This window comes from Tabrizicola aquatica, from assembly GCF_002900975.1.
GTDB lineage: Bacteria > Pseudomonadota > Alphaproteobacteria > Rhodobacterales > Rhodobacteraceae > Tabrizicola > Tabrizicola aquatica.
In genome coordinates, this window is the sequence record NZ_PJON01000001.1 from 569,635 (window position 1) to 586,986 (window position 17,352).

Sequence of the window (17,352 nt, forward strand, 5' to 3'; positions counted from 1 at the left end):
GGCCTTGACCGCATGGGCGGAACGGGCGAAACCCCGGCCATGGTTCCCATGGAAAAGCTTGCCCAGATCACCGAGCGTTTCGAGTTTCTCGAAGCGCAGTTGAACGCGGGCGCCGCCCCGGCCGAAATCGCCCGGATCAGCCGCGAATATACCGAGTTGAAGCCGGTGGTCGAGGAAATCCGCGCCTATCGCCAGTCGCTGGACGACCTGGCCGAGGCCGAGGCGATGCTGGCCGACCCCGAGATGAAGGCCCTGGCCGAGGAGGAGATGCCCCGCCTTAAGGCGCGCATCCCGGAAATGGAGCAGGCCCTGCGGCTGGCGCTGTTGCCGAAGGACGCGGCCGACGCGCGCCCGGCGATCATCGAGATCCGGCCGGGCACCGGGGGCGACGAGGCGGCGCTGTTCGCCGGCGACCTGGCGCGGATGTACCAGCGCTATGCCGAGCGGATGGGTTGGCGGTTCGAGATCATCAGCGAGCAGGCCGGAGAGCTTGGCGGGCTGAAGGAATTCTCGGCACTGATCGAGGGCGAGGGCGTCTATGCCCGGATGAAGTACGAATCCGGCGTCCACCGCGTGCAGCGCGTACCGGAAACCGAGGCGCAGGGGCGGATCCACACCTCGGCGGCCACGGTCGCGGTCCTGCCCGAAGCGGATGAGGTCGAGATTTCCATTCCCGCCAGCGACATCCGCATCGACACGATGCGCTCCAGCGGGGCGGGCGGGCAGCATGTGAACACGACCGACTCGGCGGTGCGGATCACCCATATCCCGTCCGGGATCGTGGTCACCAGTTCGGAAAAATCGCAGCACCGCAACAAGGAGATCGCGATGCAGGTGTTGCGGTCCAGGCTTTATGAGGCCGAGCGGGAACGTATCCATTCGGCGCGGGCGGCGGACCGGAAAAGCCAGATCGGATCGGGGGATCGCAGCGAGCGCATCCGCACCTACAACTTCCCGCAAGGCCGGATGACCGACCACCGGATCAACCTGACGCTTTATGCGCTGAGCCAGATCATGGCGGGCGACCTGACCGAGGTGATTGACGCCCTTGTCTCGCACGATCAGGCCGAGCGGCTGGCGGAGATGGAGGGATGAGGGCGCAGGAAGCGTTGCGCCGGGCGGTTCCGCTTCTGCGCGAGGCGGGGATCGAGGATGGCTCTCGCGATGCGCGGGTGCTGCTGGCCCATGCGCTGGGGATCGGCCATGACCGGCTGACGCTGAAGCTGCAGGACGAGATGACGGGGCCGCAAGAGGCGCTGTATGACGCCGCCCTGCAGGCGCGGATCGCGCGGCAGCCGGTGGCGCAGATCACCGGGCGGCGGCTGTTCTGGGGGCTGTCGTTCCGCGTCACGCGCGACACGCTGGACCCGCGCCCCGAGACCGAGACGCTGGTCGCCGAGGCGGTGTCGCAGCCCTTCGTCAAGATGCTGGACCTGGGCACGGGGACGGGGTGCATCCTTCTGTCCTGCCTGAAGGGGATGCCGATGGCGCGGGGCCTGGGCACGGATATTTCAGAGCCGGCCTTGCTGGTCGCGGTCGGCAACACGCGCGACCTTGGGCTGGAGGCGCGGGCGCGGTTCCGCCGGTCGGACTGGTTTGCAGATGTTGCCGGGTCCTATGACCTGATTGTGTCGAACCCGCCCTATATCGCCGCCGACGAGATGCCCGGCCTGGCCCCCGAAGTCCGCGAGTGGGAGCCGCATCTGGCGCTGACGCCGGGGGGCGACGGGTTGGAGCCTTACCGGATCATCGCGCGCGGCGCGGGGGCGCGGCTTTTGCCGGGCGGGCGGCTTCTGGTCGAGATCGGGCCGACGCAAGGCCCGGCGGTTGCCGACCTGTTCCGTGCGGCCGGGCTGGAGCAGATTCGCATCCTGCCCGACATGGACGGGCGCGACCGGGTTGTCGCGGCGGTGAAACCGGGCGCGGGGGAAGGGTGCGGCAGCGCCTGATCCTTGCCGATTCCGGGATAAGTCCGCAAAAATCCCTTGTCACACGCGAAAGCCTGTGGTTATTGACCCCTGTCGGGCGCGGGTTTTTACCTGCCCTGGCGAACTACCCAAGCCCTGCTGACCTTGATCTTGCGGCCCATGAGGGGCGGCGGTTGCAGGCCAAAGCCATCATAAGGACAAGATGCGCTCTTCCAAGAAACGCTCGCGTTCCAGTCAGAACCGCCCGCGCACACTCGGCAACATCATCAACCGCGTCTTCGATTCCTCGGGTCCCGAGGGCAAGGTTCGCGGCACGCCGCAGCAGATCATCGAGAAGTACCAGATGCTGGCGCGCGATGCCCAGTTGTCGAACGACCGCGTGGCGGCCGAGAACTTCCTGCAGCACGCCGAGCATTATACCCGGATGCTGGCCGAGGCGACCAAGGAAATGGCGGCCGAGCAGGAAGCCCGTCAGCAGCAGTACCAGCAGAACGGCGGCCAGAATGGCGGGCCGAACGGCGGTCAGAATGGCCAGCAGGGCGGGCAATACGCTGGCCAGCAGGGCGGTCCGCAGGGCCAGCCGCGTGGCGACCGGCCCGAACGGCAGGACCGGCCCGAGCGGCAGGATCGCCCGGACCGCGTTGAGCGGGGCGAGCGTCAGGATCGTGGCGACCGGCAGGACCGGGGCGGCGACCGGGGTGGTGACAGGCCGGACCGGGGCGAACGCCGCCAGGACTTTCAGCGCGACGTCCGCGACGAGCGTGAGACGGGCGAGCAGCCGATGGCGGGCGACGTGATCGACCTGGACAGCGGCGACGAGACCGGGCTGATCGAGACACCCGAATCCCAGGCCCGCCCGCGCAACGACGCCCCGGCCGAGCCGGTGGCCGAAAAGCCCGCGAAGGCCGAGAAAGAGGACCGGGGCCCCGCCCGCCGCCCGCGCGGGCCGCGCAAGCCGAAGGTCGAAAGCAAGGATGGGCCGGGAGGCGACGACGCCCCGCCCAAGGAAGCCGCAGAATAGCAGAAGGCCGCCCCCAGGGGCGGCCTTTGGTTTCAAAGCCCGTCGAGTGCCACCCTGCGCCCCTGTCGCGAGGAGAGGGCAATGGCGTGGATCGCCTTCTCGATCTCCAGCCCGGCGGTGAAGTCCAGCGCCGGCCGGCCGCCGTCGCGGATCGCCCGCAGGAAGCCCGCAAGCTCGATCACCTTGAGGTCGTTGAAGCCCAGTTGATGACCCGGCGCGGGGCAGAAGGCGCCATAGGGTGGATGGTCGGGCGAGGTCAGGATGGTGGTAAAGCCCTGGGTCGCGCGGTCGCCCCGGTTCTGGAAAAGCTGGAATTCGTTCATCCTCTCCTGGTCGAAGATCAGCATGCCTTCGGTGCCGTGAAGCTCGAATCCCAGGCGCGACTTGCGGCCCCAGGCGCTGCGCGAGGCGGCGAAGGTGCCCTTCACGCCGCTGGCAAAGGTCAGAAGCGCGGTGGCGGTGTCTTCGTTCTCGACGGCGGCCCGGCCCAGGCCGTCGGGCAGTGGGCGGGTCTGGTGGATCGTCGCGATCTCGCCCAGGACGCTGTCGAGGGGGCCGGCGAGAAGGGTCAGCAGCGAGATCAGGTGGCAGCCGATGTCGCCCAGTGCGCCAAGGCCCGCGTCGGCCAGCGTGGCGCGCCAGGTCCAGGGCAGGGCGGGGTCGGCCTGGTAATCCTCGTCCACCCAGCCGCGGACATGGACCAGGCGACCGATGGCGCCGTCGGCCAGCAGTCGCGCGGCATGGGTCACGGCAGGATTGGCGATGTAGTTGTAGCCAAGCTGGGTCTTGCCGGGCGCGGCGCGGGCGGCGGCCTCCATCGCGCGGGCGTCGTCCAGCGTCAGGGCCATGGGCTTTTCGCACCAGACATGCTTGCCGGCCTGGAGGGCCGCCACCGCCATCTCGCGGTGCATCCCGTTCGGGGTGGTGATCGAGACCACGTCGATGGCAGGGTCGGCAAGCAGCCCGCGCCAGTCGTCGGTGGCGCGGGCAAAGCCGAACTGGTCGGCCATGGCGCGGGCCTTGTCGGCGGGGGTGTCCACCAGGACCTCCAGCCGGACCGCGGGAACGTCGCCCATCACCGCCCGCACAGTGCGCCAGGCCAGGGCATGGGCCTTGCCCATGAAGCCGGTGCCGATCAGGCCGACGCCCAGGGTCATGCCACCTGCTCCAGCCAGTCGTGGAAGGCTTCGACCACGGCGGGGTCGCAGTCCACCAGATGCTGCGGGGCAGGATAGTCGCCGTCGTGGACATCGGTGGCAAAGCGGCTCATGGCCTGGATGCGAAGCTGTTGCAGCCGGTCATATTCGGCGGCGAAATCGGCATAGACCTTGGCGTGGCGCGGGATGCGGCCGCGGTTCTGGCCCAGCACATCGTCCGAGAACAGGTACTGCGCATGGCCGCCCGCGCCGGCGCCCATCGAGATGAGGAACAGGTTGGTCCGTTCCGCGATCAGGCGGGTGATGGAATGGGGCACCACCTCGATTTCCACGGCGAAGGCCCCGGCGTCCTCCAGCGCCTTGCACTGGTTCCAGACGAGTTGCGCGGTTTCCAGCGTCTTGCCCACAGCCTTGAAGCCGCCGGTCCAGGTGCTCTTGGAAGGGATGAGGCCGACATGGCCGCAGACGGGCAGCGCGTGGTCCGCCAGCGCCCTGACGGTTGCCAGAGAGCCCGAGCAGTAAAAGCCGTCAGCCCCGTGTTTGTACAGCGGGAAGGCCCAGCGGAGGAAATCCTCGGTCCCGCCGATTTCATAGAAATTGTCGCCGGGAAAGGCAAAGCAGTCGGGCGCTGCGTCACGGAACCGGCCGTCCAGGATCATCGCGGGCGGGACGGAGAGAAGCTCTACCCCCGCTTTCGCGGCGGCCTCGGCCTCTTCCAGGGTTTCGACCCGCAGCATGGCGAATTGGTGCTTGCCACGGGCGTCCAGCAGGTCGCGGACGGTCAGGCGGGGCATCACGGCACCTCGACGTAGACCTGGCCAGCCTCGACCTTCACGGGGAAGGTGCGCAGGTTGACGCAGACCGGGGCGCGCTTGGCTTCGCCCGTGCGATAGTCGAACTGGCCGTTGTGCTTGGGACATTCGATCAGGTGGCCCATGACCAAGCCGTCGCAGAGATGCACGTCCTCATGCGTGCATCTGCCGGCGGTGGCGTAGAACTGGCCATCGGGCGAATGGTAGATCGCGAAGGTCTGGGCGCCGTGGTCCCAGCGGATCAGATCCTCGGCGTCGATGTCGTCGGTAGAGCAGGCGGAAATCCAGGGCATGTCGTCCTCATTCGGCTGCGGCGGGGCGCATCATGCCCGGCACGTATTGGTGGAAGTCCTCGCGGTAGGGTTTGGCGGTGGGCGGCAGGTCGCGTTTCAGGAAGTAATCCTCGTTCAGAAGCTGGCGCTTCAGCGCGGGCCACATCTCGCGGAAGGCTTCGGCGATGGAGCGATTGGGCGGCGGCAGGTCGGCCTTGATGACCTCATGCAGCCGGGGCAGGGCGTGGTAGGGCACCATCGGGAACATATGGTGTTCGACGTGGTAGTTCATGTTCCAGTAGATGAAGCGGCTGATCGGGTTCATCAGGACGGTGCGGCTGTTCAGCCGGTGGTCGATGACATTGTCGGCCAGGCCGCCGTGCTGCAAAAGCCCGGTCATCACATGGTGCCAGGCGCCATACAGACGGGGCAGGCCAATGACCATCAGCGGCAGGATCGAGCCCAGGGCGACGGCCAGGCCAAGGGTGGCCAGATAGATCGTCAGATGGATCAGGGCAACGCGCTGCACCTTGCCCCATTCGCTTTCGGGGACGAAGGTGCGCTCTTCCGCCGTGGGGCCGGATACCGCGTTGCGGATCAGGGTGGGGAAGAATTTCAGCACGTCGAGGATGCCGAAGAAGTTGAGGATCAGTTTGGCCAGTTCCGGCGGGCGCATCACGGCGATTTCCGGGTCGCGGCCCACAAGGTAGGTCTCGGAATGGTGGCGCGCATGGCTCCAGCGCCAGGTGGCCGAGTTGCGCATGATCATGAAGCTGGCGATCTGGTAGACCCAGTTGTTCATCCAGGGCGTCTTGAAGGCGGTGCCGTGGCTGCATTCGTGCCAGCGCGAGTCGGAGGCCGAGCCGTAGAGGACGCCATACGCCAGCCAGAACGGTGCCGACCACCAGCTGGGCCAAAGCGCGATACCGATGCCCGCAAGCAGGATCATGCTGCCGTACAAGAGGATCGTGTCGCGGATCGCCGGGCCGTCGCTGCGGGCCATGAGATCCTTCATCACCTTGCGCGGCACCTCGGTATGATACCATTCGGCCGCCGTAAGTCCGCTGTCCACCGCGCGCTTTGCATCGGCGCCAAACGGGCTGTAGTCGCGTTTGCCCATGTTTGCCTCCCCATCCCAGGGCGCAGGTCGCGCCGCTGTTGACTGGATAGGGCGGGGGGTGGCCATTCTCCAAGAGAGGCGCTTGTGGGTTTCGTCAGACTGCATCATGCTTGCAGGGCAGTATGATGGGATTTCGGCAAGACATGGCCAATCGACCGACGATCCATGATGTGGCCCGCGAGGCCGGGGTATCGACCGCGACAGTGGACCGTGTCCTGAACGGGCGTGAGCGGGTGCGCGAGGATACCGCGCGGCGGGTCTATGACGCTGCGCGTCTGATCGGCTATCACGCGGCCCCGCTGATCGGGCAGCGGGTGCAGGCCGAACTGCCGCGCCTGCGGCTGGGTCTGGTCCTGCACAAGGAGCGGCAGTCCTTCTACCAGGCCTTCAAGTCCGAGGCCGAGCGCGCGGTGGCGCGGGCGGTTGGGGTGCGCGTCTCGCTGCAGGTGGGGTTCGCCGCGTCGCAATCGCCCAAGGATTTCACCAGCCTGATGGAGGGGATGGCGGGCCGCGTCGATGCGATTGCCGCAACGGCGGTGACCCATCCCGAAGTGACGGAAGCGGTGATGCGGCTGAACGCCAAGGGGGTGCCGTGCTTTTCGCTTCTGAACGACTTTGGTCAGGGGGTGCGGCAAAACTATCTGGGACTCAATAACTTGAAGGTCGGGCGGATCGCGGCGCACATGATGGCGACAGCCTCGCACCAGGCCGGGAAGATCGCCGTCTTTGTTGGCGGCTACCGTTGGCACGGCCATGAACTGCGGGAAACCGGGGTGCGCAGCTATTTCCGCGAACATGCGCCGCAGTTCCAGATCCTGGATACGCTGATCAACCTGGAAACCCGGCAGTTGACCTATGAGGCGACGCTGGATCTGTTGGGCCGCCATCCGGACCTGCGGGGAATCTACTGTGCTGGCGGCGGCATGGAGGGGGCAATCGCCGCCGTCCGCGAGGCGCGCGCGCCGGGGCAGGTGGCGCTGGTGGTCAACGAGTTGACGCCGGAAAGCCGCGCCGCCCTGATCAGCCGGCATGTGACAATGGTGATCGGCACGCCGCTGCAACGGCTGTGCGACGATCTGATCACCCTGGCGTCCGAGGCGGTCAACGGCGGGATGACGGCCGTGCAGGGCCAGCACTTCCTGCCGCCGGACCTTTACCTGCCCGAGTCTGTTTGATGAAATAACATCAGACCGCTGACCATCATTTCGTCAGGGATGATGGGATTGGCCCGCGACGGATTGACGCGAACTTCCCGCCCGCCGATGGTCCGGCCACCAGGAATGCAGGGTGGGAGGCCCGGGATGATCCAGTTCGCATTGAACCACATGACGGTGGCACGGCTGTCGTTCCGCGAGCTTGTCGCGCTGTCGAAGCAACTGGGCTGCATCGGGGTCGAGCTGCGCAACGACCTGCCCCAGCCCTTGTTCGACGGAACGGACCCGGCCGAGGCGGGGGCTTTCCTGCGCTCGCAGGGGCTGCGGCTGCTGGCGGTGGCCGAGGTGAAGCGGTTCAACGACTGGTCCGCGGACAAGGAAGCCGAGGCGCTGGCCCTGATGAAGATCGCCCAGGCCGCCGGGGCCGAGGCGGTCAGCCTGATCCCGCGCAACGACAACCTGGGGATGGGCAACGGCGAGCGGCAGGCGAACCTGCGGGTGGCGCTGAAGGCGCTGAAGCCGATGCTGGAGGACCACAGTCTGGTCGGCATGGTCGAGCCGCTGGGCTTTGAGGTCTGCGCGCTGCGCTACAAGGCCGAGGCCGTCGAGGGCATCGAGGCCGTCGGCGGCAAGGGCCGGTTCAAGCTGGTGCATGACACGTTCCACCACACGCTGGCCCACGGCGGGCCGCTGTTCCCCGAGCATACCGGGATCGTCCATGTCTCGGGCGTGGTCGACCAGGAGGTCGGGATCAACGACATGCGCGACCCGCACCGGGTGCTGGTGACGCCGGGCGACCGGCTGGGCAACCTGGAGCAGATCGCGGCACTGCAGGCGGCGGGCTGGAACGGGCCGGTAAGCTTTGAGGCGTTCTCGCCCGAGGTCCACGCCCTGTCGGACCCGGCCAGCGCCCTGCGGGCCAGCATGGATTACATGGCGAAGGTGCCGGCGTGACCTTGTTTGCAACCGGTTGCAAGAATCGGTTGACCGGGGGGAGTCGGCGGCTCAGTCTGGACTGACGAAGGGCCGCGGCGCGCAGGGAGGCGGGTTGCGGCATGCAGAATTGAACCGCTGTAGTGGACGGCGGACAATAACGGGAGGAGTGACCCATGAAGAAAACCCTTATCGCCGCAGGCTTTGCCTCGCTGCTTGGGACCACCGCGATGGCGGAAGGTATCGGCGTTTCGATGGCGCTGTTCGACGACAACTTCCTGACCGTCCTGCGCAACGGCATTCAGGAGCAGGCCGATGCGGCCGGTCTGTCGGTGCAGATCGAAGATGCGCAGAACGACGTTGCCAAGCAGCTGGACCAGATCAACAACTTCATCGCGAGCGGAGTTGACGCGATCATCGTGAACCCGGTCGACACCTCGGCCACCCAGGCGATGTCGGACGCCGCTGCCGCCGCTGGTGTGCCGCTGGTATACGTGAACCGCCAGCCGATCAACGTCGACACGCTGCCCGACAACCAGGCGTTCGTCGCGTCGAACGAAAGCGAGTCCTCGCGTCAGGGTTTCATCGAGCAGTGCAACCAGTGGAAAGCCGCCGGCAAGGAAGAAGTCAGCGTCTACGTCATGCAGGGCGAGTTGTCGAACCAGGCCGCCGTGCAGCGCACGCAGAACTACTATGACGTGATGGAAGCCGGCGAATGCGCGGTGAAGGTCACCGTGATCGACCAGCAGACCGCCAACTGGAGCCGTGACCAGGCCCAGTCGCTGATGACCAACTGGCTTTCGACCGGCGCGGCCTTCGACGGCGTGCTGGCCAACAACGACGAGATGGCCCTGGGCGCGATCCAGGCGATCAAGGCGGCCGGCATCGGCATGGACGCGGTCATCGTGTCGGGCGTCGATGCGACCCAGGACGCTCTGGCCTCGATGCAGGCCGGGGAACTCGACATCACCGTGTTCCAGAACGCGGCGGCCCAGGGCGGCGGCGCGCTGGATGCGGCCGTCAAGCTGGCCGCAGGCGAGGCGGTTGACCAGAAGGTCTATGTCCCGTTCGAACTGGTGACCCCGGCGAACATCGACGGCTACCTGTCGAAGAACTAAGCCCCTTCCGGGCACCTGTGGGGCGGCTGGCAACGGTCGCCCCGTTTTTGCTGGTGCGGGCAAGGCACCGGGCAGGCTGAAAATCGCATATTTGGGAGGGAAGGCGACGTGGCAGAAGCAACGCATGGCCTTGGCGGCTTGAAATACGATCCGGCAAAGCGGACCCGAGCGCCGGAGTGGAACGTGTTCGGTGCCTTGGTCCTGATCGTCGTGATCTTCGAGATCCTGAACCGGATGCAGGGCGGATCGTTCCTCTTCAACATGCGCGACAATGTCGACGCGATCTTCAACCAGCAGCGGCTGGACATCATGATCCTGCAGGTGGCGATCATAGGGATCATCGCGCTGGGGGTGACGCAGGTCATCATCATCGGCGGGATCGACCTGTCGTCGGGGTCCGTCGTGGGTGCTACGGCGATGGTGACGATGAGCTTTGCCCAGACGGCGATGGTCAACGGCAACCCGAACCCGAAGGCGATCTTCGGCGACTGGGCGATGGACCTGCCGGTGATCGTGCCCATTGCGATTGGCCTGGCCTGCGGGCTTTTGGCCGGACTTATCAACGGCGTGCTGGTGGCTTACACCAAGATCCCGCCCTTCATCGCCACGCTGGGCGTGATGGTCAGCGCACGCGGCGTGGCGCGCTGGTGGTCCAACGGTCAGCCGGTCAGCTTTCCGACCGAAACCTATGGGACGCTGGCGAACGGTGATCTGCTGGGCGGGATGACATTCGGCCTTCTGTCCTGGCCGGGCCAGAACCCGGCCGTGGTCTTTGTCCTGCTGGCGATCCTGTTCCACGTCATCATGACCTACACGCTGTATGGCAAGCGCAGCTATGCCATCGGGTCCAACGAGGCGGCGGCCCGGATGTCGGGGATCAACGTCGACCGTCACAAGGTGCTGGTCTATGCGATGGCGGGCCTGCTTGCGGCTGTCGCGGCGGTGCTGCTGACCTCGAAGAACCTGACGGCGCAAGCCGGGATGGGGGTGATGTACGAACTGGACGCCATCGCGATGGCGGTGATCGGGGGCGTCTCATTGGCCGGGGGTCGGGGGTCGATCCTTGGGACGGTCTTGGGCGCGGCGATCTTTTCGGTGATCATCTCGGGCTTCACCTCGATCAAGCTGGACGCCTATTACCAGGAGATGGTCAAGGGCGCGATCATTGTCGGTGCGGTGGTCTTGGACCAGTGGCGTCAACGCAAACGGACCCGGGGGTAAGGGCAATGAGCAAGATCATTCTGGAAACCCGTGGCCTGACCAAGCACTACGGCGGCGTGCATGCGCTGGACGATGCGAACTTCATCCTGCACGAGGGCGAGCATGTCGCCGTCGTGGGCGACAACGGGGCGGGGAAATCGACCTTTGTCCGTCAGGTGACGGCGGTCGAGCAGCGCACCAGCGGCGAGGTAATTTTTGACGGCCAGCCGGTGCAGTTCGCCGGCCCGCTGGAGGCGCGGCAGGCCGGGATCGAGACGGTGTTCCAGACGCTGGCGCTGGCTGACGACCTGGACGTGCCGTCGAACCTCTTCCTGGGGCGCGAGCTGTTCAAGTTCAGGCTGGGGCCGTTTTCCTGGCTGGACCGCAAGACGATGCGCGAGCGGACGATGGAAGCCTTGGCGACCACGGCGGTCAAGATCCCCAACGTCGACAACCCGATCCGCAACATGTCAGGCGGGCAGCGGCAGTGTGTGTCCATTGCGCGGACGGCGGCCTTTGCCTCGAAGCTGGTGATCATGGACGAACCCACGGCGGCGCTGGGGGTGCAGGAGACGGCTCAGGTCGAGAACATCATCCGGGGCCTGAAGGAGCGGGGCATCCCGATGATCCTGATTTCCCACAACCTGCGGCAGGTGTTCGATCTGGTGGACCGGATCGTGGTCTTTCGTCGCGGGCGGATCGTCGCCAGCTTGCGCAAGGACGAGACGGACGGCAATGACATCGTAAGCTACATCACCGGCGTCAAAGGGGGCGCGGATGTCTATGTCTGACCATCGTGAGACCGTGGCCGTGATTGCCGGCGGCACCCAGGGCCTGGGCCTGGCAATCGCCGAGGCGCTGGTGGCCGATGGCTGCCGGCGGCTGGTGGTGGCCGGGCGGCGCCTGGCCGAGGGCGAGGCGGCGGTGCAGCGGCTGCGCGGCCTGGGGGCCGAGGCGCATTTCCGCCGCACCGACATGGCCGAGGTCTCGGACGCGGTGGCGCTGGTGGACGAGGGTGCGGCGCGCTTTGGTCGGGTGACCGCGCTGGTCAATGCGGCAGCGACGACGGAACGCGGCTCGATCCTGGATTGCTCGCCCGCGGATTTCGACCGGCATATCGCGGTGAATACGCGCGGGCCGTTCTTCGCGCTGCAACGCTTTGCGCAACTGGCGGTGGAGAAGGGGCATCCGGCCGCAGCGGTGAACATCCTGTCGATGGTGGTGCATTGCGGGCAAAGCTACCTCGCGCCCTATTCCGCGTCGAAGGCGGCGCTGGCGAACATCACCAAGAATGCGGCGCAGGCGCTGCGCGGGCACCGGATCCGAGTCAACGGGATCAATTGCGGCTGGATGGACACCCCCGGCGAGGATGAGACCCAGCGCCGCTTTCATGGCGCGCAGGATGGCTGGCTGGAGGCCGCCGAGGCGCGCCAGCCGATGGGGATGCTGGTGAAGCCGGGCCATGTCGCGGGGCTGGCCAGCTACTTGCTTTCCGATGCGTCCGGCGTGATGACCGGCGCATTGGTGGATTTCGATCAGAATGTCGCCGGGGCCTACCCGGAGTAAGGAGAGAAGATGACGATCAGGTTCGGGCTTCTGGGTGCAGGGCGCATCGGGAAGGTTCATGCGAAGGCGGTGACGGGCAACCCGGCCGCAAAGCTGGTGGCAGTGTCCGATGCGATGCCGGCCGCGGCCCAGGCGATTGCGGATCAGTATGGCTGCGACGTCCGGACCATCGACGCCATCTGCGCGGCCAAGGATATTGACGCGGTGGTGATCTGCACGCCGACCGACACCCACGCCGACCTGATCGAGCAGTTCGTTAAGGCCGGCAAGGCGGTGTTCTGCGAAAAGCCCATCGACCTGTCGCTGGCCCGCGTGAAGCAGTGCCTGGAGGTCGTCCGCGCCCACAAGGGCACGCTGATGGTCGGCTTCAACCGCCGCTTCGACCCGCATTTCCAGGCGGTCCGGGGCGAGATCGACAAGGGGACCATCGGCGACGTGGAAATGGTGGTCATCACCAGCCGCGACCCGGGCGCGCCGCCGGTCGACTATATCAAGCGGTCGGGGGGGATCTTCCGCGACATGACGATCCATGACTTCGACATGGCCCGGTATCTTCTGGGCGAGGAAGTCGCGGAAGTCTCGGCCATGGCTTCGGTGCTGGTGGACCCGGCGATCGGTGCGGCAGGCGACAGCGACAGTGTGCAGGTGATGCTGCGCACGGCCACCGGCAAGATGGCGGTGATCTCGAACAGCCGCCGGGCGACATATGGCTATGACCAGCGGATTGAGGTGCATGGCTCCAAGGGGGCGGCGAGCGCCGAGAACCAGCGCCCGGTCAGCATCGAGGTTGCAACGGGCGCGGGCTATACCCGGCCGCCGCTGCATGACTTCTTCATGACCCGCTACACCGAGGCCTATGCCGCCGAAATCGCCGCTTTCATCGACGCGATGGCGGGCAAGGCTGCGGCCAGCCCTTCCGGCGAGGATGGGCTGCTGGCGCTGGCGCTGGCCGAAGCGGCGCTGAAGTCGGTCGCCGAAGGCCGTTCCGTGAAGATGACCGAGGTTCTCTGACGCAGGGCAGGGGTGGGCGGATCGCCCACCCTACGCCCGTGCCAAGCATGGCCGGCGCGGCATCTGCCGGGCCGGCCCAACTGCTCCATGGGGACAGGGTCGCACCAGGCGACCGCCATCCCGGCCGGACGCGCGCTGCCGGCCCTGGCCACGCTTGTCCTTCCCATGCCGGCATGAAACGCTTGGCCCCCAGACCAAGCCGAGGCATGCCATGATCGACCCGTCCCGTTTTCTGTCTGATCTTCACCAGTTGCGCCGCTTTGGGGCCGAAGGCCGTGGTGTGGTCCGACCGGCCTTCTCGGCCCCCGATCTGGCGGCGCGCGACTGGCTTGCCGGGCGCATGGCCGCAGCGGGGCTGGAGGTCCGGGTGGATGCGATGGGCAATGTCTTTGGCCTTGCGCCGGGGCGGTCGCTGCTGCTCGGGTCGCATTCCGACACGCAGCCGACCGGGGGCTGGCTGGACGGGGCGCTTGGCGTGATCGCGGGCCTGGAGGTCGCGCGCGCGGCGCGTGAGGCGAGGGGGCCGGCGATCTCGGTCGTGTCGTTTCAGGATGAAGAGGGGCGTTTCGGCGGCACGACCGGATCGGCGGTCTGGTCGGGGGCGCTGTCGCTGGCCGAGGCGGATGGAGTCGAGGATCTGGACGGGATCACCCTGCGCGCGGCGCGACAGGCGCTTGGTGACCGGGTCACCGGCGAGGTCGATCCGGCGCGGTTCACCGGCTATCTTGAGTTGCACATCGAACAGGGGCCGATTCTGGATGCTGCGGCCGAGCAGATCGGGGTGGTCACCGATATCGTGGGCTATCGCGAGGTCATGGTCACCTTGTCCGGCCAGCAGAATCATGCGGGCACGACCCCGATGGCCCTGCGGCGGGATGCGTTTCAGGGGTTGGCTGCCTTCGCGGCGCAACTGAACGACAATCTGCGCAACGTGGTGACGCCGCAGTCGGTCTGGACCATCGGCCACGTCACGCTAAGCCCCAACGCCGCGTCGATCGTTCCGGGGCAGGCGCAGTTTTCGATGCAGTGGCGCGATGGAGATGAGGCGCGGCTGGAGCGGATGCAGGCTGTCATCGAAACCACCCTGCGCGAGGTCGCGCGGGCGACCGGTCTGGATCTGTTTGTCGGGCCAGTGCTGGGCCTTGCGCCGGTGGCGATGGATGCGGCCCTGCGCGCGCGTCTTGAAGTGGCAGCCGAAGCGGTGGCCCCGGGCCGTTGGCGCCGGATGCCATCGGGCGCCCTGCACGACGCCACCAACGTGGCGTGCCTGATGCCGGTGGCGATGCTGTTCGTGCCGTCGATCGGCGGGATCAGCCACGCGTTTGAAGAGGACACGGCGGAGGCGGATCTGGTGGCGGGCCTGCGGACCCTGGCGGCTGCGGCGGGGGTCTGAGGTCCCTGCCGCCCGCGGTCCCAAAGAAGAAAAGCCCCGCAATGACGCGGGGCTTTTTCTTTTGTCTGCAAGCCTTTGGGGCTTAACTGGCTCCGGCGGTAGGGATCGAACCTACGACCAATTGATTAACAGTCAACTGCTCTACCGCTGAGCTACGCCGGAACACGGGGCGCGTATAGCAAGGCGGTTGGGGGGCGGCAAGGGGCAAAAGTGCGAAAAGTTGTGGCGCGTCAGATGCGGTGGAAATGCGGGTCGGCAGAGGCGGCGGGATCGGCGGCGACCAGGCTTCTTGCGGCAAGATCAATGAGATGCGCCAGCACGTTCTGGCGGGCGGCGGGCCAGAGGTGGCGCGGGGTGTCCTGGTAGATCCGGGCGGTCAACTCGGTCGGGGTGGCGGGGCCGTCGGTCAGGGCGGAGAGGACGGCAGCCTCACGCTCCTGCCGGTGGCGGATCAGGGCGGCAAGGCGGGCGGGCGGGTCCTCGACCGGATCGCCGTGACCGGGCAGAAGCTGGCGCCAGCGGGTCGCGGCCAGACGGTGGAGGGCAGCCATATAGTCGGTCATGTCGCCATCGGGCGGGGCCACGATGCTGCTGGACCAGCCCATCACATGGTCGCCGGAGAAGAGCAGCTCCCCCAGCGCCAGGCAGATGTGGCTGCCCAGGTGGCCGGGGGTGTGGAGGACCGAAATCTCCCAGTCGGGGCCGGTCAGGCGGTCGCCGTCGGCCAGGCGGCGGTCGGGGGTGAAGGCGGGGTCCAGGCCTTCGGCCGCGGGGGGCAGGCGGTCGGCCCAGGCGGCCATGCGGGGGCTGCGCCCCTCGGTCGCGGTGCCGAAGGCCAGAACCTCGGCCCCCGTCGCGGCGGCAAGGCGCGGGGCCAAGGCGGAATGGTCGCGGTGGGCGTGGGTGACGATGATGCGGGCAACCGGACGGCCGGCGGCGGCGGCCAGGATCGCGGTCAGGTGGTCGTCTAGGTCGGGGCCGGGGTCGATCACGGCAAGCTCTGCCCCGCCGACAAGGTAGGTGTTGGTCCCGGGTCCGGTAAGGGGCGAGGGGTTCGGCGCCAGAAGCCGCAGCACCGGGGGATCAGAGCGCGACATGCCGGCCTTTCCAAGCGGGGCGGGGGCGGCTAGGCTGGCGGGTGATGGCAAGTCTCAAGCGGTTCCTTCCCCGGGGTCTTTACTGGCGCGCGGCGCTGATCCTGATCGTGCCCATCGTCACGATCCAGCTTGTGGTGTCCACCGAATTCATCCGCCGGCATTACGAGCGGGTGACCCAGCAGTTGACCGAGGGCGTGGCGCTGGAACTGGTGCTGTTGCAGCAGGAGATCGCGGCGGCGGGGTCGGTGGAGGCGGCGCGGGCGGTGGTGGTGCCCCTGGCGCAGTCGTTGGAGATCATGCTGACCCTGCCGGCAGGGCCGGATGCGCCGGTCGAGGACCGGGTCGGGTTCCTGGACCTGTCCGGCCGGGCCATTGTCGATACGCTGCGGGCCGAGGTGCCGGGGCTGGTGGCGGTGGATGTGACGGATGAGGAGCGGGTGGTGAACCTGCGCCTTGATACGGCGGTCGGGCCAGTGCAGGCGCAGATCGTGCGCCGGCGGATGGCAGCGACCAATCCGCACCAGCTTTTGGTGCTGATGATCTTCACCTCGCTGCTGATGACGGCGGTTGCGTTTGTGTTTCTGCGCAACCAGTTGCGGCCGATTACCAAGCTGGCCAAGGCGGCCGAGGATTTCGGCAAGGGTCGCACGGTGCCCTACCGGCCGCGCGGCGCCTTGGAGGTGCGGGCGGCTGGCCGGGCGTTCCTGGACATGCGCGAGCGGATCGAGCGGCAGATCGAGCAGCGGACGCTGATGCTGTCGGGGGTCAGCCACGACCTGCGCACGCCGCTGACGCGGTTGCGTCTGGGCCTGGCGATGCTGCCCGAGGACGAAGAGGTGGCCGATCTGCAGGCGGATGTCGCGCAGATGGAGCGGATGGTGGACGAGTTCCTGGCCTTTGTCCGCGGCGACGCCATGGAGGGGACCGAGCCCACTGATGCGGTGGCATTGGTCCAGGGGATTGCCGAGCGGGCAGGCGCAGTGCTTGCCGAAGTGCGCGGCACGCCGGCGCTGGTGCAGATGCGGCCGCAGGCGGTGACGCGGGCGGTGGAGAACCTGGTCTCGAACGCCCGTCGCTTTGGCCGGCGGGTCGAGATCGGCCTGTGGTTCCGCGAGGGCAGCCTGTGGATCACGGTCGAGGATGACGGCCCCGGCATCCCCCCCGAAAAGCGCGACGAGGCGCTGCGGCCGTTCACGCGGCTGGATGCCTCACGCGATCCGAACCAGGGCGGCGGGGTGGGGCTGGGGTTGTCGATCGCCTCGGACATCGCACTCAGCCACGGGGGCGCATTGCGGCTGGGGCAAAGCGCGCGGCTGGGCGGGCTGAAGGCCGAGTTGACCCTGGCGCGGTGAAGGTGGGCGGGGTAGGGCCTATGGCCGGAGGTGTCCGGTGGAAAACGGGGGGCATTGCCCACGCCATGGGCCGAACTGGCCGCCGATGTGTTCGCGCGGTTCTACCCGGATCAGAGCGCAGGTCGGCTCGTGGGGTTCTTGGCCATGCGATGCGCCAAGAAAGTCGGCTAGGGGGCGCACCCCCGCCGGGGACCCAGAGGCCGGCCCGACAGGGGCGT

17 protein-coding genes and 1 tRNA gene are annotated in these 17,352 nt (G+C 67.4%); 12 read left to right on the plus strand and 6 right to left on the minus strand.

Translation table 11 applies throughout. From position 1 onward, the window contains the following. Nucleotides 1-39 precede the first annotated feature (39 nt). The 3 genes from prfA (at nt 40) to CXR42_RS02750 (ending at nt 2,949) form a co-directional block, all read left to right on the plus strand. Nucleotides 40-1,095: a peptide chain release factor 1 gene (gene prfA, locus CXR42_RS02740; protein WP_103256990.1), complete on the plus strand. Its 1,056-nt coding sequence runs from the start codon at nt 40-42 to the stop codon at nt 1,093-1,095. Beyond that, nucleotides 1,092-1,949, plus strand: coding sequence for a peptide chain release factor N(5)-glutamine methyltransferase (gene prmC, locus CXR42_RS02745; RefSeq protein WP_103255969.1), 858 nt, complete (start codon nt 1,092-1,094; stop codon nt 1,947-1,949). The genes prfA and prmC overlap by 4 nt, the downstream gene beginning before the upstream one ends. Before the next feature lie 181 nt (nt 1,950-2,130). Next, nucleotides 2,131-2,949, plus strand: coding sequence for a DUF4167 domain-containing protein (locus tag CXR42_RS02750; RefSeq protein WP_103255970.1), 819 nt, complete (start codon nt 2,131-2,133; stop codon nt 2,947-2,949). 32 nt (nt 2,950-2,981) lie between these two features. On the opposite strand, the gene CXR42_RS02755 is transcribed toward CXR42_RS02750, so the two are convergent. Genes CXR42_RS02755 through CXR42_RS02770 form a run of 4 tightly spaced genes read right to left on the minus strand, consistent with a single transcriptional unit; the run spans nt 2,982 to nt 6,310 of the window. Then, nucleotides 2,982-4,106 (minus strand): Gfo/Idh/MocA family protein, encoded by a 1,125-nt coding sequence (locus CXR42_RS02755; protein ID WP_103255971.1) that lies wholly within the window; start codon nt 4,104-4,106, stop codon nt 2,982-2,984. Continuing rightward, entirely contained in the window at nt 4,103-4,900 is a 798-nt protein-coding gene (locus tag CXR42_RS02760) for a 3-methyl-2-oxobutanoate hydroxymethyltransferase (protein ID WP_103255972.1), read from the minus strand. The genes CXR42_RS02755 and CXR42_RS02760 overlap by 4 nt, the downstream gene beginning before the upstream one ends. Next, entirely contained in the window at nt 4,900-5,211 is a 312-nt protein-coding gene (locus CXR42_RS02765; protein WP_103255973.1) for a MocE family 2Fe-2S type ferredoxin, read from the minus strand. Before CXR42_RS02765 ends, CXR42_RS02760 begins: the two co-directional genes overlap by 1 nt. Nucleotides 5,212-5,218: 7 nt before the next feature. Beyond that, nucleotides 5,219-6,310: a fatty acid desaturase family protein gene (locus CXR42_RS02770; RefSeq protein ID WP_103255974.1), complete on the minus strand. Its 1,092-nt coding sequence runs from the start codon at nt 6,308-6,310 to the stop codon at nt 5,219-5,221. Between the two features lie 143 nt (nt 6,311-6,453). Here CXR42_RS02770 and CXR42_RS02775 point away from each other — a divergent pair, with 143 nt between their 5' ends. The 8 genes from CXR42_RS02775 to CXR42_RS02810 all read left to right on the plus strand — a co-directional run bounded on the left by CXR42_RS02775 (nt 6,454) and on the right by CXR42_RS02810 (nt 14,685). Further along, nucleotides 6,454-7,485 (plus strand): LacI family DNA-binding transcriptional regulator, encoded by a 1,032-nt coding sequence (locus CXR42_RS02775; RefSeq protein ID WP_103255975.1) that lies wholly within the window; start codon nt 6,454-6,456, stop codon nt 7,483-7,485. Nucleotides 7,486-7,611: 126 nt separating this feature from the next. Continuing rightward, nucleotides 7,612-8,418 (plus strand): TIM barrel protein, encoded by an 807-nt coding sequence (locus CXR42_RS02780; RefSeq protein WP_103255976.1) that lies wholly within the window; start codon nt 7,612-7,614, stop codon nt 8,416-8,418. 155 nt (nt 8,419-8,573) lie between these two features. Beyond that, the gene (locus CXR42_RS02785; RefSeq protein ID WP_103255977.1) at nt 8,574-9,515 is read left to right on the plus strand and encodes a substrate-binding domain-containing protein; all 942 of its coding nucleotides are present in this window, start codon (nt 8,574-8,576) and stop codon (nt 9,513-9,515) included. A 108-nt stretch (nt 9,516-9,623) separates the two neighbouring features. Next, nucleotides 9,624-10,736: an ABC transporter permease gene (locus CXR42_RS02790; protein ID WP_103255978.1), complete on the plus strand. Its 1,113-nt coding sequence runs from the start codon at nt 9,624-9,626 to the stop codon at nt 10,734-10,736. Between the two features lie 5 nt (nt 10,737-10,741). Next, nucleotides 10,742-11,506: an ATP-binding cassette domain-containing protein gene (locus CXR42_RS02795; protein ID WP_103255979.1), complete on the plus strand. Its 765-nt coding sequence runs from the start codon at nt 10,742-10,744 to the stop codon at nt 11,504-11,506. Continuing rightward, entirely contained in the window at nt 11,493-12,281 is a 789-nt protein-coding gene (locus tag CXR42_RS02800) for an SDR family oxidoreductase (protein WP_103255980.1), read from the plus strand. The genes CXR42_RS02795 and CXR42_RS02800 overlap by 14 nt, the downstream gene beginning before the upstream one ends. A gap of 9 nt (nt 12,282-12,290) precedes the next feature. After that, entirely contained in the window at nt 12,291-13,292 is a 1,002-nt protein-coding gene (iolG, locus tag CXR42_RS02805; RefSeq protein ID WP_103255981.1) for an inositol 2-dehydrogenase, read from the plus strand. Between the two features lie 211 nt (nt 13,293-13,503). Further along, nucleotides 13,504-14,685 (plus strand): hydantoinase/carbamoylase family amidase, encoded by a 1,182-nt coding sequence (locus tag CXR42_RS02810; RefSeq protein WP_103255982.1) that lies wholly within the window; start codon nt 13,504-13,506, stop codon nt 14,683-14,685. 87 nt (nt 14,686-14,772) lie between these two features. Here the strand turns inward: CXR42_RS02810 and CXR42_RS02815 are convergent. Together CXR42_RS02815 and CXR42_RS02820 are read right to left on the minus strand one after the other, a co-directional pair. Then, nucleotides 14,773-14,847: transfer RNA gene (locus CXR42_RS02815), tRNA-Asn, on the minus strand. 68 nt (nt 14,848-14,915) lie between these two features. Beyond that, nucleotides 14,916-15,782 carry an MBL fold metallo-hydrolase gene (locus CXR42_RS02820; RefSeq protein ID WP_103255983.1) on the minus strand — a complete coding sequence of 289 codons (867 nt, stop codon included), beginning with the start codon at nt 15,780-15,782 and terminating at the stop codon, nt 14,916-14,918. Between the two features lie 41 nt (nt 15,783-15,823). Here CXR42_RS02820 and CXR42_RS02825 point away from each other — a divergent pair, with 41 nt between their 5' ends. After that, nucleotides 15,824-17,134, plus strand: a complete 1,311-nt coding sequence (locus CXR42_RS02825) for an ATP-binding protein (protein ID WP_103255984.1) — start codon at nt 15,824-15,826, stop codon at nt 17,132-17,134. Nucleotides 17,135-17,352: the final 218 nt, after the last annotated feature.